This window comes from Pseudomonas sp. WT-JTC (assembly GCF_056711565.1).
Genome location: NZ_CM160042.1, coordinates 1,383,973 through 1,409,752, shown reverse-complemented (window position 1 = coordinate 1,409,752; position 25,780 = coordinate 1,383,973). Strand labels below are relative to the sequence as shown.

Here is a 25,780-nt window from a genome sequence, read left to right as displayed (position 1 = left end):
CAAAGAAAGTCGATTCGCTGTAGCCCAAAGACGGGTGAGCAGCCCGCACGGAGATTCGCCATGACTCAGATCGCCCGCATCAGCGACACCGGCAACGAACGCCGCCTGCAAGCCGAACGCCTGCTGGGCGCCGAGGCGTTGCAGGAAGCCCAGGCCTTGCGCTTCAACGTGTTCAGCGGCGAATTCAACGCCAAACTCAAGGGCGCTGAACTGGGTCTGGACATGGATGACTACGACGTTCATTGCGCCCACATCGGCGTGCGTGACTTGAACACCGGGCGTCTGGTGGCGACTACCCGATTGCTCGACCACACGGCTGCCAGCAGCCTGGGCAAGTTTTACAGCGAAGAAGAATTCAGCCTCCACGGCCTGGTGCACCTGCAAGGCCCGATCCTGGAAATCGGTCGCACCTGCGTCGACCCGGCCTACCGCAACGGCGGCACCATCGCCGTGCTCTGGGGTGAACTGGCCGAAGTCCTGAACCAGGGCGGTTATAGCTACCTGATGGGTTGCGCGAGCATTCCGATGCAGGATGGCGGCGTGCAGGCCCACGCGATCATGCAGCGTCTGCGCGAACGTTACCTGTGCACCGAACACCTGCGCGCCGAGCCGAAAAATCCGCTGCCAAGCCTGGACATCCCGTCGAACGTGATTGCCGAAATGCCACCGCTGCTCAAGGCCTACATGCGCCTGGGCGCGAAGATCTGCGGCGAGCCATGCTGGGACGAAGACTTCCAGGTCGCCGACGTGTTCATCCTGCTCAAGCGCGACGAACTCTGCCCGCGCTACGCCAAACACTTCAAGGCGGCTGTGTAATGAGCCGGTTACGGGTGTACGCGCGAATCGCGCGAGTGCTGATGGTGGTGACGCTGGGCCTGGGCATGGCCAGCGTGTTCGGAATATTCGAGCGCCTGGGCATGGCCCATTCGATGGCGCGTCGTCAGCGCTGGTCGCGGTTTTTCATGGCCCGCCTGAGCAACGCCCTGCCCTTTGACGTGACCGTCCACGGCGAGCTGCCGAAGGCACCGATGCTCTGGGTCAGCAACCACGTGTCCTGGACCGACATCCCGCTGCTGGGCATGCTCACGCCGCTGTCGTTCCTGTCCAAGGCCGAAGTGCGCACCTGGCCAGTGGCCGGCTGGTTGGCGGCCAAGGCCGGCAGCCTGTTTATCCGCCGTGGCTCGGGTGACAGCCAGTTGATCCGCAAGCAGATGACCCGCCACCTGGAACAAGCCTATCCACTGCTGATGTTCCCGGAAGGCACCACCACTGATGGCCGTTCGCTGCGTACCTTCCATGGTCGCCTGCTGTCCGCCGCCATCGACTCCGAAGTGGCGATGCAGCCGGTGGCAATTCGTTACGTGCGTGATGGTAAGCCTTGCGCGCTGGCACCGTTCATTGGCGACGATGATCTGCTCTCGCACCTGATGCGTCTGTTCGCCAGTGACCGTGGCGGCGTGGAGATTCATCTGCTCAAGCCAATCGAGTGCCAGGGCCGGGAACGCGCGGCACTGGCGTTCGAAGCGCAGCAGGCGGTGCAGAAAGCGTTGTTCGGGGCGATCCCGGAAAAACAGCAAGCCCCGATGCGCCCAGCTATCGCAGCCTGAACGAATATCCCCTGTGGGGGCGGGCTTGCTCCGGGCGGCGTTCCGACGAAAGCGGTGTGTCATTAAGCATCTATGTCGGCTGACACACCGCCTTCGCGAGCAAGCCCGCTCCCACAGGGGGTTTATGTCGTTGGATAGTTCCGGGCGAAATCCTGCAACTGCGGATAGAACAACCGAAAGTCCTCGCTCAACGGTTCATACAACCGCCGCAACTCCTGCATCGCCGCTGCCAGTTCCTCCGGCCGGGTCAGGCGACGCGAGATCCCGCGCAATACCTGCTCCAGCACTTCGAACTCCCGATAAGAACCCAACCAGTCATTGGCCACCATGTGCGGTGCAATCTGCGCCAGCCGCCCCGGCAATTGCCGTTCGCTGGACAGCACCCGGTAAACGTCCGAGGTGAACAGCGCCAGGGGCCGGTCGGCATACAGCGCCCAGTCCCGGGCCAGGCAATGGTCGAAAAACACGTCGAGCACGATCCCCGCGTAGCGACGACGGGTCAGAGAAAAACGCGACAACGCGACATCCACCAGCGGATGGCGATCGGTGAACACGTCGATGCTGCGGTGCAACTGGATAGCCCCCTCGATTTCCGGAGCGAACTGCCCTTGCAGCCGTCCCTTGACGAAATCGCCATACAGGCTGCCGAGCAATTGACCAGGACGCTGGCCACCGAGGTGAAGATGTGCGAGATAGTTCATGGGCGCAGCTTAGCACTGCCCCATTGCCTTGTTACACTCAACATATCGTTATAACTCGATATATCGAAATGTGAGCTGGTCAGAGCCAAATCATATTTGTATATCGCGAAATACCGATTTAAAGTTCGCCTCATCGCGATATAGCGTTTTAAACATCACGAGCCCACATCATGACCATCAATCTCGACGAAATAATAAAAGCCCTGGCACACCCAGTCCGGCGAGAAATCCTGCACTGGCTCAAGGACCCGACCGTCGAATTTCCCGACCAGTCCCACAGTAACGAACACGGCGTTTGCGCCGGGCAGATCGATCAGCGTTGCGGCCTGTCGCAATCCACGGTGTCCGCACACCTGGCGACCCTGCAACGCGCCGGCCTGATCAGCAGCCGCAAAGTCGGCCAGTGGCACTTTTTCAAACGCAACGAGGAAACCATCCAGGAATTCCTCAAAACATTCAGTAAAGAGCTCTGACCCTTAACGTCAGTCAGCTTAAAAAAGGAATTACCCCATGCCCCTCTCGCTACTCATCCTGGCCTTGAGCGCCTTCGCCATCGGCACCACCGAGTTCGTCATCATGGGCCTGCTGCCCAACGTGGCGGCTGACCTCGGTGTGTCGATTCCCGGTGCCGGCTGGCTGGTGACCGGTTACGCCCTGGGCGTGGCCATCGGCGCGCCGTTCATGGCGCTGGCCACCTCCAGGCTGCCGCGCAAGGCTGCGCTGGTGGCGTTGATGGGCATTTTCATTATCGGCAACCTGCTCTGTGCAGTGGCCAGTGACTACAACGTGCTGATGTTTGCCCGTGTGGTGACGGCCCTTTGTCATGGCGCCTTCTTCGGTATCGGTTCGGTGGTGGCTGCCGGCCTGGTTCCTGCCAACAAACGCGCTTCGGCCGTGGCCTTGATGTTCACCGGCCTGACCCTGGCCAACGTCCTCGGCGTACCGCTGGGCACTGCCCTCGGTCAGGAAGCCGGCTGGCGTTCGACTTTCTGGGCCGTGACCGTGATCGGTGTGATCGCGCTCATCGGCTTGATCCGCTTCCTGCCAGCCAAGCGTGATGAAGAAAAACTCGACATGCGCGCCGAACTGGCCGCGCTCAAGGGCGGTGGCATCTGGCTGTCCCTGAGCATGACGGCACTGTTCGCCGCCTCGGTGTTCACCCTGTTCACCTATGTCGCGCCGCTGCTGGGCGAAGTCACCGGCGTCTCGCCCCGTGGCGTGACCTGGACCCTGATGCTCATCGGCCTGGGCCTGACGGTCGGCAACATCATCGGCGGCAAGATGGCCGACAAAGGCCTGGCCGCCACGCTGATCGGCGTGTTCATCACCATGGCCGTGGTGTCCACCGTGCTGACCTGGACCAGCGTCGCGCTGATCCCGACCGAAATCACCCTGTTCCTCTGGGCCACCGCGTGCTTTGCCGCCGTACCGGCCTTGCAGGTGAACGTGGTGACCTTCGGCAAAGACGCACCGAACCTGGTGTCGACCCTGAACATCGGCGCTTTCAACATCGGCAACGCACTCGGTGCCTGGGTCGGCGGCAGCGTGATCGCCCACGGCTTCGGCCTGACCAGCGTCCCCCTCGCCGCAGCGGCCCTGGCGGTACTCGCCCTGCTGGTCACCCTGATTACCTTCCGTCAGAGCGGCAATCCCGATCTGGCCCCTGCTACCAACTGACAGACCATTACCTCACGAGGGTTGCATTAAATGACGACTATTTTCGATCCGATCAAACTGGGCGACCTCGAGTTGGCCAACCGCATCATCATGGCGCCACTGACCCGCTGCCGCGCCGACGAAGGTCGCGTGCCGAACGCGCTGATGGCCGAGTACTACGTACAGCGCGCTTCCGCCGGCCTGATCCTCAGTGAAGCCACGTCGGTTACCCCGATGGGCGTCGGCTACCCGGACACCCCGGGCATCTGGTCCAACGATCAGGTGCGCGGCTGGTCCAACGTGACCAAGGCTATCCATGGCGCGGGTGGCAAGATCTTCCTGCAGTTGTGGCATGTGGGCCGCATTTCCCACGGTTTGTACCTGAACGGTGAAGCCCCGGTCGCGCCGAGCGCCATCCAGCCAAAGGGCCACGTCAGCCTGGTTCGCCCGTTGGCCGACTTCCCTGTCCCGCGCGCCCTGGAAATCGCTGAAATCGCCGACATTGTCGACGCTTACCGCGTCGGAGCCGAGAACGCCAAGGCCGCCGGTTTCGATGGTGTGGAAATCCATGCCGCCAACGGTTACCTGCTCGACCAGTTCCTGCAAAGCGGCACCAACCAGCGCACCGACAACTACGGCGGCTCCCTGGAAAACCGTGCGCGCCTGCTGCTGGAAGTGACTGACGCCGCCATCGAAATCTGGGGTGCCGGCCGCGTGGGGGTGCACCTGTCGCCACGCGCCGACTTGCATGACATGGGCGACGACAACCTGGCCGAAACCTTCACCTACGTCGCAAGCGAACTGGGCAAGCGTGGCATTGCCTTCATCTGCTCGCGCGAGAAAGAAGGTGCCGACAGCCTCGGCGCACAACTCAAGGAAGCCTTCGGTGGCCCCTACATTGCCAACGAGCGCTTCACCAAGGACAGCGCCAACGCATTGCTCGCCAGCGGCAAGGCCGATGCAGTGGCCTTCGGCGTACCCTTCATTGCCAACCCTGACCTGCCGGCACGCTTGCAGGCTGACGCGCCGCTGAACGAAGCGCGTCCGGAACTGTTCTACGCCAAGGGCCCGGTCGGATACATCGACTACCCGGCGCTGTAACCGGCAACTGTAGTAACGCAAAAGCCCCGACTCGAAAGAGCCGGGGCTTTTTAATATTTGACGGTTTAACACTATCCACTGTGGGAGCGGGCCCGCTCCCACAAGGTCTATATGGATTTCTCACAGACTCGACACAATTTCCCTACAAAATACTGAGCTTGCTACCTGTCATCCCGACGAGGGTGCGTATATAAAAGCACCCCATTACGGCGCATCGAGTGACAAAAAGCCCCCGGCTGACACACGCGGAGCCAATTACGTATTTTGTTTCATTTGCGCAGGCTGGGGCTCAAGCGCAGCATATCCAGTCCGGTATCAACCCAACGCTCGGCTTCGGTGTGCAATTGAAAACTGTCGGGGGCCAGCAACCACTGGTACAGGATGCCGTCTATATAAGCATGCAAGCTGATCGCGGCGCGGGCGGTGTCGAGGTTTTCCGGCAACTGACCGCGGTTCACGGCATTACTCAGGGCCAAGCCGATCCGCACATTGCATTCGAGGCTGGCCGACACGCGTTGTTGGCGCAGGTCGCACATTTCATCGGTGAATTCGCACTTATGAAAAAGAATCTCATTGATGCGTCGGGTTTTCGGGTCCAGCGCAATTTGATGAAACAAATGAATCAACAGTTTGCGCATGCAACCCAGGGGATCGAGTTCGTCTTCGCTTTCGCTGGCCTTGGCCATTTCTTCCAGTGGCTCATGCAAGGTGTCGAGCATGGCCTGCACCAGATCCGCCTTGTTGCTGAAATGCCAGTAAATGGCCCCTCGAGTGACGCCGGCCAGGGTCGCGATGTCCGCCAGGGTCGTGCGCGCCACGCCTCGCTCGAAAAAGGCCTTTTCGGCCGCCACGAGAATTTGCGCGCGGGTTTCCTGAGCTTCCTCTTTGGTACGACGGACCATGGCAGTACAACCTCAATCAGGGTGCTTCAGCGATGTCTGAATATCAGCTGAATAAAAGTGGGGCGAACGTTCTGGGGGTTCGTCCCCGGCCTACAATTCCAACCTTTCAACGGTTTGTGTAACGGCTGGTGTAACGGTGTTGATACGCAGCCTGGGTATTTACAAACAGCCATGTACGTAAGTATATTCCTTAGCAAGCTACTTATCCACTCGGCATACACTTTTCAACCTTCCACCTTTCTAGTGCGCTCCTTGCGCGCCTGACCCGAGGATTTTCATGCAATTCAAGCCAGCTGTTACCGCTCTGGTCGCCGCCGTCGCCCTGGCATCGCTGCTCAGCGGATGCAAAAAGGAAGAGGCAGCACCGGCCGCCCCACCGCCTCAGGTCGGCGTCGTGACTCTGCAACCTCAAGCTTTCACCCTGACGTCCGATCTGCCAGGCCGCACCAGCGCATTCCGCATTGCCGAAGTCCGTCCTCAGGTCAACGGCATCATTCTCAAGCGCATGTTCAAGGAGGGCAGCGACGTCAAGGCCGGTCAGCAGCTCTATCAGATCGATCCATCGATCTATGAAGCAACGCTCGCCAGCGCCGAAGCGAACCTGCGTTCGACCAAGTCGATTTCCGACCGCTACAAGCAATTGGTCGACGAACAAGCCGTAAGCCGTCAGGAATACGACACCGCAGTAGCCAACCGCCTGCAATCGGAAGCCGCGCTGCAAACCGCGCAGATCAATGTGCGCTACACCAAGGTCAACGCCCCGCTGACCGGCCGTATCGGCCGTTCCTCGGTGACCGAAGGCGCACTGGTCAGCAACGCCCAGGCCGATGCGATGGCGGTGATTCAGCAAATCGACCCGATCTACGTCGACGTGACGCAGTCCTCGGTCGAGCTGCTGCAACTGCGCCGTGAGCTGGAAAGCGGTCGCCTGCAGAAAGCCGGCGACAATGCGGCCTCGGTCAAGCTGACCCTCGAAGACGGCAGCGACTACAAGCTGGACGGCAAGCTGGAGTTCTCCGAAATCTCGGTTGACCAGACCACCGGCTCCGTCACCCTGCGCGCCATTTTCCCGAACCCTGACCACACCCTTCTGCCAGGCATGTTCGTGCACGCCAAATTGCTGGCCGGTGTGAACAGCGCGGCGATCCTGGCCCCGCAGCAAGGCGTGACCCGCGACCTCAAAGGTACGCCGACCGCACTGGTTGTCGGCCCGGACAACAAGGTCGAACTGCGTCAACTCAAGGCCAACCGCACCGTCGGTAACCAATGGCTGATCGAAGACGGCCTGAAGGCCGGCGATCGCCTGATCACCGAAGGTCTGCAATTCGTCAAACCTGGCATCGAAGTCAAGGCCAGTGAAGCGACCAACGTAGCCGTAAAGAACCCGGCCCCCGCCCAGGTAGCTGACAAAGCCTCTGGCGGCCAAGGGGAGTAAACCATGTCGAAATTTTTTATCGACCGTCCGATTTTCGCCTGGGTAATTGCCCTGGTGATCATGCTGGTCGGGGCACTATCGATCCTCCGGTTGCCGATCAACCAGTACCCGAGCATTGCGCCTCCAGCGATCGCCATCTCCGTGGCCTACCCGGGTGCTTCGGCACAAACGGTTCAGGACACCGTGGTTCAGGTGATCGAGCAACAGCTCAACGGTATCGATCACCTGCGTTATGTCTCGTCGGAAAGTAACTCCGACGGCACCATGACCATTACCGCGACCTTCGAGCAAGGCACCAACTCCGACACCGCGCAGGTTCAGGTCCAGAACAAGCTGAACCTGGCGACCCCGCTGCTGCCGCAGGAAGTGCAACAGCAAGGTATCCGCGTCACCAAGGCCGTGAAGAACTTCCTGTTGGTGATCGGCGTGGTGTCGCGTGACGGCAGCATGACCAAGGACGACCTGTCCAACTACATCGTGTCGAACATGCAGGACCCGATCTCGCGGACCGCCGGTGTCGGCGACTTCCAGGTGTTCGGTTCCCAGTACGCCATGCGCATCTGGCTCGACCCGGCCAGGCTGAACAACTACAACCTGACCCCGATCGACGTCAAAACCGCCATCGCCGCGCAGAACGTCCAGGTGTCGTCCGGCCAGCTCGGCGGCCTGCCTGCCCTGCCCGGCACCCAGTTGAACGCGACGATCATCGGCAAGACCCGCCTGCAGACCGCGGAAGAGTTCGACAAGATCCTGCTCAAGGTCAACAAGGATGGTTCCCAGGTTCGCTTGAGGGATGTTGCCGAAGTCGGTCTGGGGGGCGAGAACTACAGCATCAACGCCCAGTTCAACGGTGCCCCGGCTTCCGGCCTGGCCGTGAAACTGGCCACCGGTGCCAACGCTCTCGATACCGCCAAGGCCCTGCGCGCGACCATCGACAGCCTCAAGCCGTTCTTCCCGCAAGGGATGGAAGTGGTGTTCCCGTATGACACCACTCCGGTCGTAACCGAATCGATCAAGGGCGTGGTTCACACCCTGGTCGAAGCGGTCGCCCTGGTGTTCCTGGTGATGTTCCTGTTCCTGCAGAACTTCCGTGCCACCATCATCACCACGATGACCGTGCCGGTGGTATTGCTCGGTACATTCGGCATCCTCGCGGCCGCCGGTTTCAGCATCAACACCCTGACCATGTTCGGCATGGTGCTGGCCATCGGCTTGCTGGTGGACGACGCCATCGTCGTGGTGGAAAACGTCGAACGGGTGATGAGCGAGGAAGGCCTGTCCCCGAAAGAAGCCACCAAGAAGTCCATGGGCCAGATCCAGGGCGCACTGGTCGGTATCGCCCTGGTGCTGTCGGCGGTTCTGCTGCCAATGGCGTTCTTCAGCGGTTCCACCGGTGTGATCTACAAACAGTTCTCGATCACCATCGTCTCGGCCATGGCCCTGTCGGTACTGGTCGCGCTGATCTTCACCCCGGCACTTTGCGCCACCATGCTCAAGCCGATCCCGAAAGGCGAGCACGGCGTACCCAAGCGTGGCTTCTTTGGCTGGTTCAACCGCAATTTCGACCGCGGCGTTCGCAGCTACGAACGCGGTGTCGGCAATATCCTGCAGCGCAAGATCCCGTATCTGCTGGCGTACCTGCTGATCGTGGTTGGCATGATCTGGCTGTTCACCCGCATTCCAACGGCGTTCCTGCCTGAGGAAGACCAGGGTGTACTGTTCGCCCAAGTGCAAACCCCGGCCGGCTCCACAGCCCAGCGTACCCAGGTGGTCGTCGATGAAATGCGTGAATTCCTGCTGCGCCCGGGCAAGGATGGCGGCGAGGGCGATGCGGTGAACTCGGTGTTTACCGTGACCGGCTTCAACTTCGCCGGCCGTGGCCAGAGTTCGGGTATGGCGTTCATCATGCTCAGACCCTGGGACGAACGTAACGCCGAGAACAACGTGTTCAAGGTGGCGGCCCGTGCCCAGCAGCACTTCTTCACCTTCCGCGATGCCATGGTATTCGCCTTCGCGCCACCGGCGGTACTGGAACTGGGTAACGCCACCGGTTTCGACGTGTTCCTGCAGGACCGCGCCGGTATCGGCCACGAAAAACTGATGCAAGCGCGCAACCAGTTCCTCGGTATGGCCGCACAAAGCAAGATTCTCACTCAGGTGCGTCCGAACGGCCTGAACGACGAACCGCAATACCAGCTGGAAATCGATGACGAGAAGGCCAGTGCCCTGGGCATTACCATCGCCGACATCAACAACACCCTGTCGATTGCCCTGGGCAGTAGCTACGTCAACGACTTCATCGACCGCGGTCGGGTGAAGAAGGTTTACGTGCAAGGCAAGCCAGGCGCTCGAATGGGCCCTGAAGACCTGCAAAAGTGGTACGTGCGCAACGCCAGCGGCACCATGGTTCCGTTCTCGGCGTTCGCCAAGGGCGAGTGGATTTACGGTTCGCCGAAACTGGCTCGCTACAACGGCGTGGAAGCGATGGAAATCCTCGGCGCCCCGGCACCGGGTTACTCCACCGGTGAAGCCATGCTCGAGGTCGAAGCCATTGCCAAGAAACTGCCGGCGGGCGTCGGTATTTCCTGGACCGGCCTGTCGTACGAAGAACGTCTGTCCGGTTCGCAAGCGCCGGCGCTGTACGCCCTGTCGCTGCTGATGGTGTTCCTGTGCCTGGCGGCGTTGTATGAAAGCTGGTCGATTCCGATCGCGGTGATGTTGGTGGTACCGCTGGGGATCATCGGTGCACTGATGGCCACCAGCCTGCGCGGTCTGTCCAACGACGTGTACTTCCAGGTAGGTCTGTTGACGACTATCGGTCTGGCGGCGAAAAACGCCATTCTGATTGTCGAATTTGCCAAGGAACTGCACGAACAAGGGCGTAGCCTGCGCGATGCCGCAATCGAAGCCTGCCGCATGCGTCTGCGACCGATCATCATGACCTCGCTCGCCTTCGTGCTGGGTGTGGTACCACTGGCGATATCCACGGGCGCAGGTTCCGGTAGCCAGCATGCAATCGGTACGGGCGTGATCGGCGGTATGATCACGGCCACTGTGCTGGCGATCTTCTGGGTCCCGCTGTTCTTCGTCACCGTGTCGTCCATTGGCCAGCGTAAAATCGCCGACCAGGATGACGCTATTGAAACTTCTAAAGAGGCTGGCTAATGAGCAAGTCGCTACTCTCCCTGACAGTCGCCGCCTTCGTGCTCGGTGGTTGCTCGCTGATACCTGATTATCAGCAGCCCGAAGCACCGGTGGCGGGGCAATACCCGCAGGGCCCGGCGTACTCGCCGGCCCAGGCACCGGCGCAAGCTGCTGCCGAGCAGGGCTGGAAGCAGTTTTTCCATGACCCGGCGCTGCAACAGCTGATCCAGGTTGCCCTGGAAAACAACCGGGACCTGCGTGTCGCGGCCCTGAACATCGACGCGTTTGCGGCTCAGTACCGCATCTCCCGCGCTGATCTGTTCCCGGCCGTCTCGGCCAACGGCACCGGCAGCCGTCAGCGCGTTCCGGCTGACGCTTCGCAGACCGGCAAAGCCGGCATCACCAGTTCCTACTCGGCCACGGTCGGGGTCAGCGCCTATGAACTCGACCTGTTCGGTCGGGTTCGCAGCCTGAACGAAGAAGCGTTGCAAAAGTACTTCGCCACTGAAGAAGGCCGTCGCAGCACGCAGATCAGCCTGGTGGCCAGCGTGGCCAACGCCTACCTGACCTGGCAGGCCGACAAGGAACTGTACAAGCTGACCCAGGACACCCTGGCCACCTTCGAGGAGAGCTACAAGCTCACCGCCCGCAGCAACGAAGTCGGCGTCGCTTCGGCCCTGGACCTGGCGCAGTCGCGCACCTCGGTGGAAAACGCCCGTGCGCAACTGGCCAAGTACACTCGTCAGGTCGCCCAGGACGAGAACAGCCTGGTGCTGCTGCTCGGCACTGGAGTCCCGGCCAACCTGCAAGCGGCCAAACCGCTTGACGACGACCTGCTGAGCGACGTTCCGCCCGGCTTGCCGTCGGACCTGCTGCAGCGTCGTCCGGACATCCTTCAAGCCGAGTACAACCTGAAGGCCGCCAACGCCAACATCGGCGCGGCACGGGCTGCGTTCTTCCCGAGCATCAGCCTCACGGCCAATGCCGGCACCCTGAGCCCGGACCTGTCCGGCCTGTTCAAGGGTGGTTCGGGCACCTGGCTGTTCCAGCCGCAGATCAACCTGCCGATCTTCAACGCCGGCGCCCTGAGCGCCAGCCTGGATTACTCGAAAATCCAGAAAGACATCAGCGTGGCGAATTACGAGAAGTCCATTCAAACGGCCTTCCAGGAAGTCGCCGACGGCCTGGCCGCCCGCCAGACCTACGTCCAGCAGTTGCAGGCACAGAAAGATTTCGTCAGTGCCAACCAGGCGTACTACGGCCTGGCCGAGCGTCGTTACCGCATCGGTGTCGACAGCAACCTGACCTTCCTCGATGCCCAGCGTCAGCTGTTCAGTGCGCAACAGGTGTTGATCACCGACCGTCTGGCGCAACTGGTCAGCCAGGTCAACCTGTACAAGGCCCTGGGTGGTGGCTGGAACGAACAGACGGCGAAGAACGAGCCGTTGAAAGAAGAAGCGCCGAAGATGAAGTATTTCTGATAGCGCTGTGAAAACGAGAAGCCCACCTTTTGGTGGGCTTTTTGTTGGCTGCGAGAAAACTGTGGTGCCCGGACTGGCCTCTTCGCGAGCAAGTCCGCTCCCACATTCAACCGCGTTTCTTTCTGGAAGAACCCGGTTAAATGTGGGAGCGGGCTTGCTCGCGAAAGGGCCAGTACAAACAACACAAATCCCCGGCCAATGTTGCGTTCGATAATCGCCCAAAACCTGCTTTTAACAATTGAACCATCTAGTACATTCCATTCACCATCCGACCCACAAAACCAATAACAACAGGTTCGACACCATGCCCCCGCGCCCCGCCCTCTCCGGCTGATCCACTTCGTTTGTGCTGAATTCCAATGTTCGTCTGCAACCCCGGGTTGCGGCATCACCCCGCTTCATCCCCAAGAATTAGAGAGACCCGAGTCCATGACGCCTTCCACCGCGCAATATTTCGTTCCCGGCCTGATCGCCGCCGCCCTGGCCAGTACCGCCCTGCCCGCCTGCGCCGAAGAGCCGGGCTTTGTCGAAGGCGCCAAGGTCAACCTGAACCTGCGCAACTTCTACATCAACCGCAACTTCACCAACCCGACCAAGGCCCAGGGCAAGGCTGAAGAATGGACACAGAGTTTCATCCTCGACGCCAAGTCCGGGTTCACCCAGGGCACCGTCGGGTTCGGCATGGATGTGCTCGGTTTGTATTCGGTGAAGCTCGACGGCGGCAAAGGCACCGGTGGTACGCAATTGCTGCCGCTGGACCACGACGGCCGCCCGGCGGACAACTTCGGCCGCACCAACGTGGCGTTCAAGGCGAAGCTGTCACAGACCGAAATCAAAGTTGGCGAATGGATGCCCGTGCTGCCGATCCTGCGTTCGGACGACGGTCGCTCGTTGCCGCAAACTTTCCGTGGCGGCCAGATCACCTCAAAGGAAATCAACGGCCTGACGCTCTACGGCGGCCAGTTCCGCCAGAACAGCCCACGCGACGACAGCAGCATGAGCGACATGTCGATGACCGGCAAAGCCGCGTTCACCTCCGACCGTTTCAACTTCCAGGGCGGTGAATACCTGTTCAACGACAAACGTACCCAGATCGGTCTGTGGAACGCCGAGCTCAAGGACATCTACAGCCAGCAATTCATCAATCTGATCCACAGCCAACCGCTTGGCGACTGGACCCTGGGCGCCAACCTCGGTTTCTTCTACGGCAAGGATGACGGCAGCGCCCGGGCCAGTGAGCTGGACAACAAGACCATGTACGGCTTGTTCTCGGCCAAATACGGCGGCAACACGTTCTACGTCGGCCTGCAGAAACTCACCGGCGACAACGCCTGGATGCGGGTCAACGGCACCAGCGGCGGCACACTGGCCAACGACAGCTACAACTCCAGCTACGACAATGCCCGGGAAAAGTCCTGGCAAGTGCGCCACGACTACAACTTCGTCGCCCTCGGCGTACCGGGCCTGACCCTGATGAACCGCTACATCAGTGGCGATAACGTGCACACCGGCAGCATCACCGATGGCAAGGAATGGGGACGTGAATCAGAACTGGGTTACACCGTGCAGAGCGGTGCGCTGAAAGACCTGAACGTGAAATGGCGCAACTCGACCATGCGTCGCGACTACAGCAACAACGAGTTCGATGAGAACCGCGTCATCATCAGCTACCCGATCAGCCTGTTGTAAACACTGAACAAATGTGGGAGCGGGCTTGCTCGCGAAGGCGGTCTGTCAGCCAACAAAAACTTCGACTGACAGACCGCCTTCGCGAGCAAGCCCGCTCCCACACTGGTTCTTCGGTGTATTTGAAATCTGCGCGCGAATCACTCCCGCGACTCAACCCCCAACTCATCCCACACCGACTCGGCCAGGTGGAACGTCGCATTGGCTGCCGGAATCCCGCAATAGATCGCACTCTGCATGATCACTTCCTTGATCTCTCCACGGCTGACACCGTTGTTTGCGGCAGCGCGCAGGTGCAGTTTGAGTTCACCCTCGCGGTTCATGCCGATCAGCATGGCGATGGTGATCAGGCTGCGGGTGTGGCGCGGCAGGCCCTCGCGGGTCCAGATGTCGCCCCAGGCGTGGCGGGTGATCATCTCCTGAAACTCCGAGTTGAACTCGGTCAGGGTGGTCAGGCTGCGGTCGACATGAGCGTCTCCCAGTACCGCGCGACGGACTTTCATGCCTTCGTCGTAACGTTGTTTCTCGTCCACGGAATTTCCCTCAACGAGCCTTCAAAAAGGCCAGAACGCGTTCGCTGAAATCAGCGCCGGCCTGCACGTTGGACAGGTGCGCGGCATAGAACTCGGCGTACTCGGCGCCCGGCACGTGCTCCTGAATGAAACGCCCACCCGACGGCGGCGTGACCGCATCCTGAGTGCCGGCGATCACCAGCAGCGGCGCCTTGATCGAGGACAACTGATCGCGGAAATCGGCATCGCGCACAGCTGCGCAATTGGCCGCATAACCTTCAGGCGAAGTCGCCGCCAGCATGTCGGTAATCTGCTTGGCCGCCGCCGGGTTGGCTGCCGAGAAGTCCGGGGTGAACCAGCGGGCAATCGACGCATCGCGCAGGGCGACCATGGCCGCCTGACCGTCACGCAGCACCATTTCGATACGCGGGTTCCATACCGATGGATCGCCGATTTTCGCTGCGGTGTTGCACACCACCAGCTTGTTCAGGCGCTCGCCGGCATTGATCCCCAGCCACTGGCCGATCAGCCCGCCCATGGACAGACCGCAGAAATGCGCGCGCTCAATGTGCAAGGCATCCAGCAACGCCAGCACGTCGCGGCCCAGTTGCTCGATGCTGTATGGCCCAGGTGTCACCAAGGATTTGCCGTGACCACGGGTGTCGAAACGCAGCACGCGAAAATGCTCGGTGAACGCTGCAATTTGCGCATCCCACATGTGCAGGTCCGTGCCCAGGGAGTTGGACAGCACCAGCACCGGCGCATCGACCGGTCCTTCAATTTGATAATGCAGTTCGCCCTCGGCGAGTTGTACAAAAGCCACAGCAGTCTCCTTCAGGCAGTCAATGCAGAATGTTCAGCCACCGCCCGCTCGACCCAGGTTTTGGCCTGACCGAGGTAATGGGCGGGGTCCAGCAGATGATCGAGTTCTTTCGCCGACAGTTCGGCGGTTACTTGCGGCTCGTCGCCGAGTACCGCACGCAGGTGACGTTGTTCGGCCACGGCGCGTTTGCAGCATTGCTCCAGCAGATGGTGTGCGGTGTCGCGCCCAACCCGTTGCGCCAGGACGATACTCACTGCTTCGGCGAGTACCAGCCCCTGGGTCAGGTCGAGGTTGCGAGCCATGCGCCCGGCATCCACTTCCAGGCCTTGAGCGATCAACAACGCCTGCTGCAGGCTGCCCGACACCAGGCAGCAGATTTCCGGGAGGGTTTCCCACTCGGCATGCCACAGGCCGAGGCTGCGCTCGTGTTCCTGGGGCATGGCGCTGAACAGCGTCGAAAGCAAACCGGGTACGCGAGTCGCCGCGCCGATCAGCACCGCCGCGCCCACCGGATTGCGTTTGTGCGGCATGGTCGAGGAACCGCCCTTGCCCGGTGCCGAGGGTTCGAACACTTCGGCGGCCTCGGTTTGCATCAGCAGGCTGATGTCGCGACCGAGCTTGCCGAGACTGCCGGCGATCAGTCCGAGTGCCGCCCCAAACTCCACCACGCGGTCACGCTGGGTGTGCCATGGCTGATCGGGCAAGGTCAGTTGCAGCTCTTCGGCCAGCGCCCGGGCAATCGGCATGGCCTGTTCACCAAGGGCCGCCAGGGTCCCGGATGCACCACCGAATTGCAGTACCAGCAGTCGTGGCTTGAGTTCCGCCAGGCGTTGGCGACTGCGCGTCACCGCCCCCAGCCAGCCTGCGATCTTCATGCCGAGGGTAACGGGCGTTGCGTGTTGCAACCAGGTGCGCCCGGCCAGCGGCGTGGCCGTATAGCGTTGGGCCTGCGTCGCAAGGGTCTGGCCCAGTTGCGCCAGATCGCTTTCGATCAGTTCCAGTGCACGGCGCAGTTGCAACACCAGGCCGCTGTCCATCACATCCTGACTGGTCGCGCCCAGATGCACATAACGTTCGGCTTCGACATCGGTGGCCGCGATCTGCTTGCCCAGCGCCTTGACCAACGGAATCGCCGAGTTACCCGCCGTGGCAATCGCCTCGCCCAACGCCGCAAAATCGTAAAGTCCGGCGCTGCAAGCCGCTTCAATCGGCGCAACAGCACTCGACGGAATCAACCCGACCCGCGCTTCGGCCCGGGCCAGTGCCGCTTCGAAATCGAGCATGGCCTGGACCCGACCCTGATCGCAAAACACGTCGCGCATATCGCGGGCAGTGAAATAGGCATCGAACAATTGATTGCCCGGTCGCTGGTTCATAAACAATTCCTGGAGGCGCGGGCCGCTACGGCCCGCGCGAAAAGATCAAAGGTCGTGATGCAGGTACGCGGCTTGTTTCGGCAGGCGCAGGCTGAACAGGAACGCCACCGCCATCATCACCGTGACGTACCAGTAGAAGGAGTTTTCCATCCCCCCGGCCTTGAGGCTCAAGGCCACGTATTCCGCCGAACCGCCGAAGATCGCATTCGCCACCGCATACGCCAGGCCGACACCGAGTGCACGCACCTCTGGCGGGAACATCTCGGCTTTCACCAGGCCACTGATGGAGGTGTAGAAACTGACGATCGCCAGTGCCAGGGTAATCAATACAAAGGCCAGGAACGGGCTGCTGACACTTTTCAGGCTCAACAGGATCGGTACGGTGAACAGCGTGCCGAGGGCGCCGAACCAGAGCATCGAGTTACGCCGGCCGATCTTGTCGGCGAGCATGCCGAAAACCGGTTGCATACACATATAGAGGAACAGCGCGCCGGTCATGATGTAGCTGGCGGTCTTGGCCGGCATGCCGGCGGTGTTCACCAGGTACTTCTGCATGTACGTGGTGAAGGTGTAGAAAATCAGCGAACCACCGGCGGTGTAACCCAGTACGGTGATGAACGCGGCTTTATGGTCGCGGAACAGTGCGCTGATGCTGCCGGCGTCCTTGTTCTCGCGCATTTCCTTGCTGGTGGTTTCTTTCAGCGAACGACGCAGATAAAGCGACACGAGCGCCGCCATGGCCCCCACCACGAAGGGAATCCGCCAACCGTAGGCACGCAACTCGTCTTCACTGAGGAACTGTTGCAGGATCACTACGACCAATACCGCCAGCAGTTGCCCGCCAATCAGCGTCACGTACTGGAACGAAGCGAAGAAACCGCGCTGCCCCTTGAGGGCGACTTCACTCATGTAGGTGGCGGTGGTGCCGTACTCGCCACCTACCGACAGGCCCTGGAGCAAACGCGCAAACAGCAACAGGATCGGTGCCCAGATCCCGATGCTGCTATAGGTCGGCAGGCAAGCGATCAGCAACGAGCCGAAGCACATCATCAGAATCGAGATCAACATCGAATTCTTGCGCCCGTGCCTGTCTGCCAACCGACCGAAAATCCAGCCGCCAATCGGTCGCATCAGGAACCCGGCGGCAAACACGCCCGCGGTATTGACCAACTGCACCGTGGGGTTGTCGGAGGGGAAAAAGGCCGGCGCGAAATACAGCGCACTGAAGGCATAGACATAGAAGTCGAACCATTCGACCAGGTTGCCGGACGAGGCGCCGACAATGGCGAAGATCCGTTTTCTGCGCTCTTCGCCGGTATATAACGCGGGTGTAGCGGTTGGCGTTGTCATTGTTTTTCACTCAATGGGGACAGTGAGAGTCTAGACACACTTTGCAACAGCCCCGTTCCACAGATGGATCGGTAACGCGATCCCTTGTAGGAGCGAGCTTGCTCGCGATGGACGTCAGCGATAACGCGGGCTGCCTGAATGCCCGCGTTGCCCAGACCTTTTTCGCGAGCAAGCTCGCTCCTACAGGGATTTATGGTGTTCACTCAATAATCAAAGAACACCGTCTCGGCATCGGTACCCTGCAGAATCACATTCCACTGGTACACACCGCTTGCATCCTTCTTCGCCAGCAAAGTACCCCGACGCTCGGCCGGCACGCACTCCAGCAGCGGATCGTTCACATTCGCCGCTTCGCCATCGAAGTAAATCCGTGTCAGCAAGTGCTTCACCAGGCCACGGGCAAACACCAGCACCACCAGGTGCGGCGCCTGAGTCGTGCCTTTGAGTCCCTCGACAGTACCCGGCTTGATGGTGGTGAAACGAAAACGTCCTTCGGCATCCACCGGCACCCGACCAAAGCCTTCGAAGTTCGGGTCCAGGGGTTTGTCCTGGTCGTCTTCGGGGTGGTCATACTTGCCGGCGGCGTTGGCCTGCCAGACTTCCAGCATCGCGTCGTTGACGATGTCGCCATTGCCGTCGACCACTTGCCCGGTGATCGCCACGCGCTCGCCCAGGGTTTGTTCGACGGTCAGGTTTTCGCGGTTCAGCCAGGTCAGGCCGATGTGGTAGTACGGCCCGACGGTGTGGGACGTGGTCGCAGTCAGCGTCATCTTATTTCTCCATCGGCGTGGCATCGCGGCCGCGCAATACGATGTCCCAGCGATAACCGAGGGCATAGGAAGGGATGGTTTTTTCCAGATCGAACGTGGCGATCAAACGCTCTTTGGCGCTGGTATCGGGCACGCAGTTGTAGATCGGGTCGTACGCCAGCAGCGGGTCACCCGGGAAATACATCTGCGTCACCAGGCGCGTCAGAATACTCGGCCCGAACAGCGAGAAATGGATATGCGCCGGGCGCCACGCGTTGTGGTGGTTACCCCATGGATAAGCGCCAGGCTTGATGGTCTGGAACTGATACCAGCCATCGGCGTCGGTCACGGTGCGGCCGGTGCCAGTGAAATTCGGGTCCAGCGGTGCGTCGTGCAGGTCGCGAGCATGGGCGTAGCGGCCGGCGGCGTTGGCCTGCCAGATCTCTACCAGAATCCCCGGCACCGGTAGACCGTTTTCATCCAGGACACGGCCGTGAATGATGATGCGCTCACCCTGTGGCTGCCCCTCATGCTGAGCGGTCAGGTCGTTATCCTTCTCGTTGACGCGCTCGGCGCCGATGGTCGGTCCGGTGATTTCCGACAACGAATGGGGCAGAAACACCAACGGCTTGGACGGCGAGCGCAAGTTGGTGGATTGATAGGTCGGGTGCAGGTACTCCGGCTGAGTGCCCGCCTGCGGGCGACGGTATCCAGGCTTGTCAGTCATTACACTTTCCTCAGTTCTTGTTAGTCGACGGGACGTGTCAGACACGTTCGATCGCCAAGGCCAGACCCTGGCCGACGCCGACGCACATGGTCGCCAGACCTTTCTTGCCCCCGGTTTTTTCCAGCTGATGCAACGCGGTCAACACCAGTCGCGCGCCGCTCATGCCCAACGGATGACCCAAGGCAATCGCACCACCGTTCGGATTGACCTGGGCCGCGTCGTCCGCGATCCCCAGTTCACGCAACACCGCCAAGCCCTGGCTGGCGAACGCTTCGTTGAGTTCGATGACGTCGAAATCGCTGACCGCCACACCGAGGCGTTCGGTCAGTTTACGCACCGCCGGCACCGGGCCGATCCCCATCACCCGCGGCGCGACACCGGCGCTGGCCATGCCCAGCACTTTGGCGCGGGCGGTCAGGCCGTGTTTCTTCACGGCTTCGGCCGAGGCCAGGATCAGCGCCGCTGCGCCATCGTTCACTCCGGAGGCGTTGCCGGCGGTGACGGTTTTGTCGGGGCCGTTGACCGGTTTGAGTCTGGTCAGGGCTTCCAGGGTGGTGTCGGCGCGAGGATGCTCGTCCTGACTGACCACGGTTTCACCCTTCTTGTGGGCAATCCGTACTTCGACAATTTCTTCGGCGAAGAACCCGGCGGATTGCGCGGCGGCGGTGCGTTGTTGACTGCGCAAGGCAAAGGCGTCCTGATCTTCACGGGACACTTTGTAGTCGTCGGCCACGTTGTCAGCGGTCTGCGGCATCGCGTCCACGCCGTACTGCGCTTTCATCAGCGGGTTGATGAAGCGCCAGCCGATGGTGGTGTCTTCGAGCTTCATGTTGCGCGAAAACGCTGCGTCGGCCTTGCCCATCACGAACGGCGCACGGGACATCGACTCGACGCCGCCGGCAATCGCCAGCTCCATCTCGCCACTGGCGATTGCGCGGAACGCGGTACCGATGGCATCCATGCCCGAAGCGCAGAGACGATTGAGGGTCACGCCGGGAATGGTTTCCGGCAACCCCGCCAACAACAGCGCCATGCGCGCGACGTTACGGTTGTCTTCACCGGCCTGGTTGGCGCAGCCGAGGAACACCTCGTCCACCGCGTTCCAGTCCACCGATGGGTTGCGCTCGATCAAGGCCTTGATCGGCACGGCGGCCAGGTCGTCGGCACGCACCGTCGACAGGCCACCGCCGAAACGGCCGATGGGGGTACGAATCGCGTCGCAGATATAAACGTCACGCATCACGCTTCTCCCGGGGCTTGGCCGTGTGCCGCAGCGGTACGGGCTTCGAGATCACGCAGCGCGGTCAGTTCGACCTCGGTCGGCTCGGCGGTTTGCTCAACGTTGTCGGCAAAACGGATTGCCCAACCGGTGGCGGCGACCACTTGCTCGCGGGTCACGCCCGGGTGCAGCGCGGTGACCACGAATTCGTGGGTACCCTCCTCCGGCTCCATGATGCACAAGTCGGTGATGATCCCGACCGGGCCGGCGCCCGGCAGGCCGAGACGCTTGCGCGAATCGCCGCCTTCGCCGTGGCCGACCGAGGTAATGAAGTCGAGTTTATCGACGAACGAACGCGCCGACTGCTTGAGGATGATCAACACGCTCTTGGCGGAACCGGCGATCTCCGGCGCGCCACCGGCGCCTGGCAGGCGCACTTTCGGCGCGTGATAATCGCCGACCACGGTGGTGTTGATGTTGCCGAAACGGTCGACCTGCGCCGCGCCGAGGAAACCGACGTCGATGCGTCCGCCCTGCAGCCAGTAACGGAAAATCTCGCCAGTCGGTACCACGGTGTCGGCGGTTTCCGCCAACTCACCGTCACCGATCGACAATGGCAGTACGCTTGGTTTGGCACCGATCGGACCCGATTCATAGATCAGTACTACATCAGGAGAGGATGTCAGGCGCGCCAGGTTGGCCGCTTTCGACGGCAGGCCGATACCGACGAAGCACACCGAACCATTCTTCAAACGGCGAGCGGCGGCGACAGTCATCATTTCATTGGTGGTGTAAGTCATTACTTCGCCTCCGAAGCGGCGGCCAGTTTGGCCTGGAACTCGCTGAAGTCAGCGCTGCCGTGGATGTATTCGTTGATCCACGCGGTGAAGGTTTCACGATCGCGGGCAATCGGGTCCCAGGCCTGGTAGAAACGGTTGTCGCGTTCGGTGTAACCGTGGGCGTAGGACGGGTGCGCGCCGCCAGGTACGTGGCAAACCGCGCTCAAGGCCCAGGTGGGCAGCACACAGGCGTTCATCGGCGCATTGAGGTCGTCGACGATCTCTTCAACGGTGACGATGCAGCGCTTGGCGGCCAGTGCGGCCTCTTTCTGCACGCCGAGGATGCCCCAGAGCAGCACGTTGCCCTTGCGGTCGGCTTTCTGCGCGTGAATCACGGTAATGTCCGGGCGCACCGAAGGCACGGCGGCCAGTACTTCACCAGTGAACGGGCAAGTCACCGACTTGATCAGCGGGTTGACCTTCGGCAAGTCGGAACCGGCGTAGGCACGCAGGACCGCGAACGGCAGGCCGGAAGCGCCGGCGACGTAGGCATTGGCCAGGTCGGCATGGCTGTGTTCTTCGATCTCCAGCGCATGCGGCCACTGTTTCTCCACCGCGTCACGCAGGCGATGCAGGGAGCCGACACCCGGGTTGCCGCCCCAGGAGAAAATCAGCTTGCGGGCACAACCAGCACCGATCAACTGGTCGTAGATCAAGTCAGGGGTCATCCGCACCAGGGTCAGGTCTTTCTTGCCCTGGCGAATGATTTCGTGACCCGCCGCCGTCGGGATCAGGTGGGTAAAGCCTTCGAGCGCGACCGTATCGCCGTCGTTTACGAATTGCTTCACCGCGTCGTGCAGCGAAAGGATTTCAGCCATTGGGGCAGGCTCCCGTTTATTGTTAACCGACAGTGGAAGAAGGCGCCGATGCGCAGCGCCGGAATGACTGAAGGTTAAGCTTCTGAAAAAGGCCAAACAATCCGATAATCGACTGAGCGTTCGATTATCGAACACATTGTTGTCTGGCTACCTATCCCCAAAAAGCTTCGTCGGATCGCCGCCCGGAGCAAGCCCGCTCCCACAAGGATCACACTTATCCCTGTGGGAGCGGGCTTGCTCGCGAAGAGGCCTTCAAATACACACGAGATTCCGGATCAGGCTGTCAGGTCGCATCCGCATGACTGACCATGCCCTTGATCACCACCGCCGTGGTCGCCAGCGCCGCCGGAATCACCAGCGCCGTCAGCACTTGCTCGAAGTTCCAGCCCAGCCCCAGCAGCGTCGCGCCCATCCACGCCCCGAGGATGGCGCCGAAGCGACCGATCCCGAGCATCCACGACACCCCGGTGGCCCGCCCCTGAGTCGGATAAAAACGCGCAGCCAGCGACGGCATTGCCGATTGCGCTCCGTTGACACACATCCCGGCCACCAGCACCAGCGTTGCCAGCAGCGCGATGTCGCCCAGGCTCTGCCCTACCGCGTAGGCAAACACCCCGGCCAGCAGGTAGAAAGTGCCAATGACCTTGTGCGGATTGAACCGGTCCATCGCCCAGCCCACACCCACCGCACTCAACACGCCACCGAACTGGAACAGCGCACCGATGAAGGCGGCCTGCTCCATGCTTGCGCCACTGTCACGCATCAGCGTCGGCAGCCAACTGGTCAGCAGGTAAACGATCACCAGGCCCATGAAGTAGGTCAGCCACAACAGCAAGGTGCCGACGCTGAAGGTGCCGGAGAAAATCACCGCGAACACGTTGCGCGCCTTCACGGTTTTCTGTTCCGGCACGCTGAAACTGGACGCCTGGGCCACCACTGTCGGATCAATCGGCGCCAGTGCCTTGCGCACTTTGTCCGTACCGCGGTTACGCACCACCAGGTAACGCGCCGACTCCGGCAGCCAAAGCAGCAAAACGACGGCGAGGATCAGCGGCAGAACTCCGCCGATCAGCAGCAGGCTGTGCCAGCCAAAGGCCGGAATGAGCTTGGCCGAGATAAATCCGCCGCCGGCCATGCCGAGGTTGAAACCGCAGAACATGCTGGTCACCAGCAAGGACTTCTTGCGCTCCGGGGTGTATTCCGACAGCAGGGTCGTGGCATTCGGCATGCCTGCGCCCAACCCCAGGCCGGTCAGGAAGCGCAATACCAGCAACTGATCGACATTGCTGCTGTAGGCCGAGGCCAGGCTGAAGGCGCCGAATAGAAACACCGCCCCGACCAGTACGACTTTTCGCCCGAAGCGGTCAGCCAAAGGACCGGAGCCCAGTGCACCGAAGACCATGCCGATCAAGGCTGCGCTCATTACCGGGCCAAGGCTGGCACGATCGATCCCCCAATCCTGAGACAGCGCCGGCGCGATGAAGCCCATGGCCGCGGTATCGAGGCCGTCGAGAAAGACAATCAGAAAACACAGGATCACCACCCGCCACTGGTAGCGCGAAATGGGTTGAGCGTTGATGAAGGACTGCACGTCGAGGCAGTTACCTACAGCAGACTGAGGCTGGTTCATTATTTTTATTCCGTGGATCACAGTCGAAAAGGGGCCAGCCGGGGCTGACGCAGTCGCGACAGTAATGATCCACAGGAAACAGCGTCAATTCGCTGAACGCGACTCTGTGCGTTTATCGAACAGCTTAGGAGAACAACTGGGTACTCAGGTCGCGACTGGCACTCAGCAGGCCGGGCAGAAAACGCTGTTCCAGTTCATTGCGGCTGACTCGTCCGGCGTGGGTGCTGACATTGAGGGCCGCGACCACCTGGCCAGAGGCGTCATACACCGGGACGGCAATCGAACGCAGCCCTTGCTCGAGCTCCTGGTCGACGATGCACCAGCCTTGCTGCCGCACCTCTTGCAGGCATTCGAGCAGTGCCTCGGGGGTGTGAATCGTACGGCTGGTCTTGGCCTGCAATTCAGCGTGATCGAGGTATTCGCCCAGCGAAGTGTCATCCAGCGCGGCCAGCAGAATCCGCCCCATCGACGTGCAATAGGCCGGCAAGCGCCCGCCCACCGACAGGTCCACCGAAATCAGGCGTTGGGTGGTCGCAGAGCGGGCGATGTACAGAATGTCATCACCTTCCAGCGTGGCCATGTTGCAGGCCTCGTGCAGTTGCTCGCTCATGCGGTCCAGGTAAGGCTGGGCGGAAACCGCCAGCGGCGTCGATGACACATAGGCATGGCCGAGGGTCAGCACTTTGGGCAGCAACGAATAGGTGCGGCCGTCGGTGGTGGCGTAGCCGAGTTTGATCAAGGTGTGTAGGCAACGTCGCACGGCGGCGCGGGGAATTTCCGTGCGGTGACTGATCTGGGCGATGGTCAGGTGCCGTTTGCGCTCCTGAAACGCTTGCACCACGGCCAGGCCACGGGCAAGGGACGTCATGAAGTCCGGGTCGCCGGTCAGCGCCTGGATCCGTTTGGCCGGTGAGGCAACGATGGGGGGAGCCACTGAAGCGAAGGAATTGCGCATTTGATCGTTCATACAAGGTCCTTTTACCCACTCGGATCAGCGACTATTACAAAGGGCTACCGCCTGGCACTCAAGCCCGGCCCGCCATCTCCGGGCGATTATCGAACGCTCGACCGATAATCGCAATCCACCCTGTCAATCACCCGATCCGCTGATACCCGGTTTTCCGCTGACTCACGAACCGCTGTTTACATCGACTTGACACAGGACTTAATGAAGCAATCCAAATACCGAAACTTGTTCGGCTTAACGGCGTCAGAAAGGCATCTCGGCGATGTGGTATCAGTCGACGTTCCAGTTAATCGCAAGTTTTGAGCAACAAAACGGTCACACACCAAGATTCACTTTTAACTCTTTGGAGATAGTGTTCTTCAAATCGGCCGCTATAATACAATTCAGTAGCACTTCGGTTTTTTACTTGCCGAACCCGCTGCCCGGCAATGCGATGTTCCATCGCCGTTGCCCGTAGCAAGCGCCAGATACGCATTGCACAGCCTTGCCATTGCGCTTGCTGAAACAGGAGACTGAAGCTACGTCAGCTATTTATCTCTGGTGTCGTAGCCGCCTGTGACATGGAAGTATTGATCACGCCGTTGCCAAAACGATGCCTTGAGGGGCATTGCCCATTCGATGAACGTGATCAGTCGATTTGATACAGCGCGTTTTCACCAGAATTTATCCAAACTCAATCAGGTAGCACTGTGACGAAAGACGAACTGCGCGCGGAACTAGAGCGCCAGGAACAACGTTACAAGGAAGTTTACGGCGGAGAAGTCACCACTTACGCCGCTCAACCCGAACCGGAACGCAAACCCTGGCGTAAACGCGCCACCGTTCAGGATCAGGTTTTCCAGCAAGAACTTCAAAAAATGGAAAAGGAACTCAAAGCCGAAGAGCCGTGACTGCTTTGGCCTGATCCTTACAAGGGCCTGCCTCTGCACCTGTTAAAAGCGGGATGTATTGATGTTGCCTTTCGCGCCCGCTACAAGCGGGCAGCGGCCATCACCATCGTAGAATCAGGCGGATTTCTGATATCTGACCTATTTCTCAGATTTTTCGTACAACCATT

General features: G+C 60.8%; 23 protein-coding genes. 10 read left to right on the top strand and 13 right to left on the bottom strand.

What is annotated here, in order from left to right; all coding sequences use genetic code 11:
* Positions 1 to 60: 60 nt before the first annotated feature.
* Complete coding sequence (gene olsB / locus AC06G5_RS06205; protein WP_057716074.1) at positions 61 to 816, top strand: L-ornithine N(alpha)-acyltransferase; 756 nt, start codon at positions 61 to 63, stop codon at positions 814 to 816.
* Positions 816 to 1,607, top strand: a complete 792-nt coding sequence (locus AC06G5_RS06200) for a lysophospholipid acyltransferase family protein (RefSeq protein WP_413428488.1) — start codon at positions 816 to 818, stop codon at positions 1,605 to 1,607. Before olsB ends, AC06G5_RS06200 begins: the two co-directional genes overlap by 1 nt.
* A gap of 122 nt (positions 1,608 to 1,729) precedes the next feature.
* Here the strand turns inward: AC06G5_RS06200 and AC06G5_RS06195 are convergent, their stop codons facing one another.
* Positions 1,730 to 2,308 (bottom strand): acyl carrier protein phosphodiesterase, encoded by a 579-nt coding sequence (locus AC06G5_RS06195; RefSeq protein WP_008019442.1) that lies wholly within the window; start codon positions 2,306 to 2,308, stop codon positions 1,730 to 1,732.
* A gap of 170 nt (positions 2,309 to 2,478) precedes the next feature.
* On the opposite strand from AC06G5_RS06195, the gene AC06G5_RS06190 reads away from it, so the two are divergent.
* From AC06G5_RS06190 to AC06G5_RS06180, 3 genes are read left to right on the top strand one after another with little or no spacing between them, the layout of a single operon-like run.
* Positions 2,479 to 2,781, top strand: coding sequence for an ArsR/SmtB family transcription factor (locus AC06G5_RS06190; RefSeq protein ID WP_007983055.1), 303 nt, complete (start codon positions 2,479 to 2,481; stop codon positions 2,779 to 2,781).
* 37 nt (positions 2,782 to 2,818) lie between these two features.
* Entirely contained in the window at positions 2,819 to 3,985 is a 1,167-nt protein-coding gene (locus tag AC06G5_RS06185) for an MFS transporter (RefSeq protein ID WP_413428486.1), read from the top strand.
* A 30-nt stretch (positions 3,986 to 4,015) separates the two neighbouring features.
* Entirely contained in the window at positions 4,016 to 5,065 is a 1,050-nt protein-coding gene (locus tag AC06G5_RS06180) for an alkene reductase (protein ID WP_480459092.1), read from the top strand.
* A 269-nt stretch (positions 5,066 to 5,334) separates the two neighbouring features.
* Here AC06G5_RS06180 and emhR read toward each other — a convergent pair whose 3' ends face one another.
* Positions 5,335 to 5,967, bottom strand: coding sequence for an efflux system transcriptional repressor EmhR (gene emhR / locus AC06G5_RS06175; RefSeq protein WP_413428483.1), 633 nt, complete (start codon positions 5,965 to 5,967; stop codon positions 5,335 to 5,337).
* A gap of 277 nt (positions 5,968 to 6,244) precedes the next feature.
* Between emhR and AC06G5_RS06170 the strand changes: the two genes are divergently transcribed.
* The 4 genes from AC06G5_RS06170 (at position 6,245) to AC06G5_RS06155 (ending at position 13,716) form a co-directional block, all read left to right on the top strand.
* A complete protein-coding gene (locus AC06G5_RS06170) occupies positions 6,245 to 7,402 on the top strand; it encodes an efflux RND transporter periplasmic adaptor subunit (RefSeq protein ID WP_413428482.1) in 1,158 nt (385 codons plus the stop codon).
* Between the two features lie 3 nt (positions 7,403 to 7,405).
* Positions 7,406 to 10,567: an efflux RND transporter permease subunit EmhB gene (gene emhB, locus AC06G5_RS06165; RefSeq protein ID WP_413428481.1), complete on the top strand. Its 3,162-nt coding sequence runs from the start codon at positions 7,406 to 7,408 to the stop codon at positions 10,565 to 10,567.
* Positions 10,567 to 12,027 (top strand): efflux RND transporter outer membrane subunit EmhC, encoded by a 1,461-nt coding sequence (gene emhC, locus AC06G5_RS06160; RefSeq protein ID WP_413428480.1) that lies wholly within the window; start codon positions 10,567 to 10,569, stop codon positions 12,025 to 12,027. Before emhB ends, emhC begins: the two co-directional genes overlap by 1 nt.
* A 429-nt stretch (positions 12,028 to 12,456) precedes the next feature.
* Entirely contained in the window at positions 12,457 to 13,716 is a 1,260-nt protein-coding gene (locus tag AC06G5_RS06155; protein WP_413703467.1) for an OprD family porin, read from the top strand.
* Positions 13,717 to 13,853: 137 nt separating this feature from the next.
* Here the strand turns inward: AC06G5_RS06155 and pcaC are convergent, their stop codons facing one another.
* The 11 genes from pcaC to pcaR all read right to left on the bottom strand — a co-directional run bounded on the left by pcaC (position 13,854) and on the right by pcaR (position 24,723).
* Positions 13,854 to 14,246, bottom strand: coding sequence for a 4-carboxymuconolactone decarboxylase (pcaC, locus tag AC06G5_RS06150; RefSeq protein WP_008016493.1), 393 nt, complete (start codon positions 14,244 to 14,246; stop codon positions 13,854 to 13,856).
* A 10-nt stretch (positions 14,247 to 14,256) separates the two neighbouring features.
* Positions 14,257 to 15,048 (bottom strand): 3-oxoadipate enol-lactonase, encoded by a 792-nt coding sequence (gene pcaD / locus AC06G5_RS06145; RefSeq protein ID WP_413428897.1) that lies wholly within the window; start codon positions 15,046 to 15,048, stop codon positions 14,257 to 14,259.
* An 11-nt stretch (positions 15,049 to 15,059) separates the two neighbouring features.
* Positions 15,060 to 16,424: a 3-carboxy-cis,cis-muconate cycloisomerase gene (locus AC06G5_RS06140; protein ID WP_480459089.1), complete on the bottom strand. Its 1,365-nt coding sequence runs from the start codon at positions 16,422 to 16,424 to the stop codon at positions 15,060 to 15,062.
* Between the two features lie 45 nt (positions 16,425 to 16,469).
* Positions 16,470 to 17,774, bottom strand: coding sequence for an MFS family transporter (locus AC06G5_RS06135; RefSeq protein WP_413424460.1), 1,305 nt, complete (start codon positions 17,772 to 17,774; stop codon positions 16,470 to 16,472).
* 203 nt (positions 17,775 to 17,977) lie between these two features.
* A complete protein-coding gene (gene pcaG / locus AC06G5_RS06130) occupies positions 17,978 to 18,544 on the bottom strand; it encodes a protocatechuate 3,4-dioxygenase subunit alpha (RefSeq protein WP_057400792.1) in 567 nt (188 codons plus the stop codon).
* Between the two features lies 1 nt (position 18,545).
* Complete coding sequence (gene pcaH / locus AC06G5_RS06125) at positions 18,546 to 19,250, bottom strand: protocatechuate 3,4-dioxygenase subunit beta (RefSeq protein ID WP_108216752.1); 705 nt, start codon at positions 19,248 to 19,250, stop codon at positions 18,546 to 18,548.
* 37 nt (positions 19,251 to 19,287) lie between these two features.
* The gene (pcaF, locus tag AC06G5_RS06120; protein ID WP_413424463.1) at positions 19,288 to 20,493 is read right to left on the bottom strand and encodes a 3-oxoadipyl-CoA thiolase; all 1,206 of its coding nucleotides are present in this window, start codon (positions 20,491 to 20,493) and stop codon (positions 19,288 to 19,290) included.
* Entirely contained in the window at positions 20,490 to 21,269 is a 780-nt protein-coding gene (locus tag AC06G5_RS06115; RefSeq protein WP_057400795.1) for a CoA-transferase subunit beta, read from the bottom strand. Before AC06G5_RS06115 ends, pcaF begins: the two co-directional genes overlap by 4 nt.
* Positions 21,269 to 22,126, bottom strand: a complete 858-nt coding sequence (locus tag AC06G5_RS06110) for a CoA transferase subunit A (protein WP_008016482.1) — start codon at positions 22,124 to 22,126, stop codon at positions 21,269 to 21,271. Before AC06G5_RS06110 ends, AC06G5_RS06115 begins: the two co-directional genes overlap by 1 nt.
* A gap of 283 nt (positions 22,127 to 22,409) precedes the next feature.
* Positions 22,410 to 23,756 carry a 4-hydroxybenzoate transporter PcaK gene (gene pcaK / locus AC06G5_RS06105; RefSeq protein ID WP_480459087.1) on the bottom strand — a complete coding sequence of 449 codons (1,347 nt, stop codon included), beginning with the start codon at positions 23,754 to 23,756 and terminating at the stop codon, positions 22,410 to 22,412.
* A gap of 124 nt (positions 23,757 to 23,880) precedes the next feature.
* On the bottom strand, positions 23,881 to 24,723 hold the full coding sequence (pcaR, locus tag AC06G5_RS06100; protein WP_008016479.1) for a pca regulon transcriptional regulator PcaR: 843 nt from the start codon (positions 24,721 to 24,723) through the stop codon (positions 23,881 to 23,883).
* Positions 24,724 to 25,412: 689 nt separating this feature from the next.
* Between pcaR and AC06G5_RS06095 the strand changes: the two genes are divergently transcribed.
* Positions 25,413 to 25,613 carry a hypothetical protein gene (locus AC06G5_RS06095; protein WP_007986337.1) on the top strand — a complete coding sequence of 67 codons (201 nt, stop codon included), beginning with the start codon at positions 25,413 to 25,415 and terminating at the stop codon, positions 25,611 to 25,613.
* Positions 25,614 to 25,780: the final 167 nt, after the last annotated feature.

Bases quoted from the DNA above. Each gene is read 5' to 3' on its own strand.
- AC06G5_RS06135 (WP_413424460.1), bottom strand. From the start codon at position 17,774: ATGACAACGCCAACCGCTACACCCGCGTTATATACCGGCGAAGAGCGC.
- pcaH (WP_108216752.1), bottom strand. From the start codon at position 19,250: ATGACTGACAAGCCTGGATACCGTCGCCCGCAGGCGGGCACTCAGCCG.
- AC06G5_RS06170 (WP_413428482.1), top strand. From the start codon at position 6,245: ATGCAATTCAAGCCAGCTGTTACCGCTCTGGTCGCCGCCGTCGCCCTG.
- emhB (WP_413428481.1), top strand. From the start codon at position 7,406: ATGTCGAAATTTTTTATCGACCGTCCGATTTTCGCCTGGGTAATTGCC.
- AC06G5_RS06110 (WP_008016482.1), bottom strand. From the start codon at position 22,126: ATGGCTGAAATCCTTTCGCTGCACGACGCGGTGAAGCAATTCGTAAAC.
- AC06G5_RS06185 (WP_413428486.1), top strand. From the start codon at position 2,819: ATGCCCCTCTCGCTACTCATCCTGGCCTTGAGCGCCTTCGCCATCGGC.
- AC06G5_RS06155 (WP_413703467.1), top strand. From the start codon at position 12,457: ATGACGCCTTCCACCGCGCAATATTTCGTTCCCGGCCTGATCGCCGCC.
- pcaR (WP_008016479.1), bottom strand. From the start codon at position 24,723: ATGAACGATCAAATGCGCAATTCCTTCGCTTCAGTGGCTCCCCCCATC.
- AC06G5_RS06200 (WP_413428488.1), top strand. From the start codon at position 816: ATGAGCCGGTTACGGGTGTACGCGCGAATCGCGCGAGTGCTGATGGTG.
- AC06G5_RS06140 (WP_480459089.1), bottom strand. From the start codon at position 16,424: ATGAACCAGCGACCGGGCAATCAATTGTTCGATGCCTATTTCACTGCC.
- AC06G5_RS06195 (WP_008019442.1), bottom strand. From the start codon at position 2,308: ATGAACTATCTCGCACATCTTCACCTCGGTGGCCAGCGTCCTGGTCAA.
- emhC (WP_413428480.1), top strand. From the start codon at position 10,567: ATGAGCAAGTCGCTACTCTCCCTGACAGTCGCCGCCTTCGTGCTCGGT.
- AC06G5_RS06115 (WP_057400795.1), bottom strand. From the start codon at position 21,269: ATGACTTACACCACCAATGAAATGATGACTGTCGCCGCCGCTCGCCGT.
- AC06G5_RS06180 (WP_480459092.1), top strand. From the start codon at position 4,016: ATGACGACTATTTTCGATCCGATCAAACTGGGCGACCTCGAGTTGGCC.
- pcaK (WP_480459087.1), bottom strand. From the start codon at position 23,756: ATGAACCAGCCTCAGTCTGCTGTAGGTAACTGCCTCGACGTGCAGTCC.
- olsB (WP_057716074.1), top strand. From the start codon at position 61: ATGACTCAGATCGCCCGCATCAGCGACACCGGCAACGAACGCCGCCTG.
- emhR (WP_413428483.1), bottom strand. From the start codon at position 5,967: ATGGTCCGTCGTACCAAAGAGGAAGCTCAGGAAACCCGCGCGCAAATT.
- pcaG (WP_057400792.1), bottom strand. From the start codon at position 18,544: ATGACGCTGACTGCGACCACGTCCCACACCGTCGGGCCGTACTACCAC.
- AC06G5_RS06190 (WP_007983055.1), top strand. From the start codon at position 2,479: ATGACCATCAATCTCGACGAAATAATAAAAGCCCTGGCACACCCAGTC.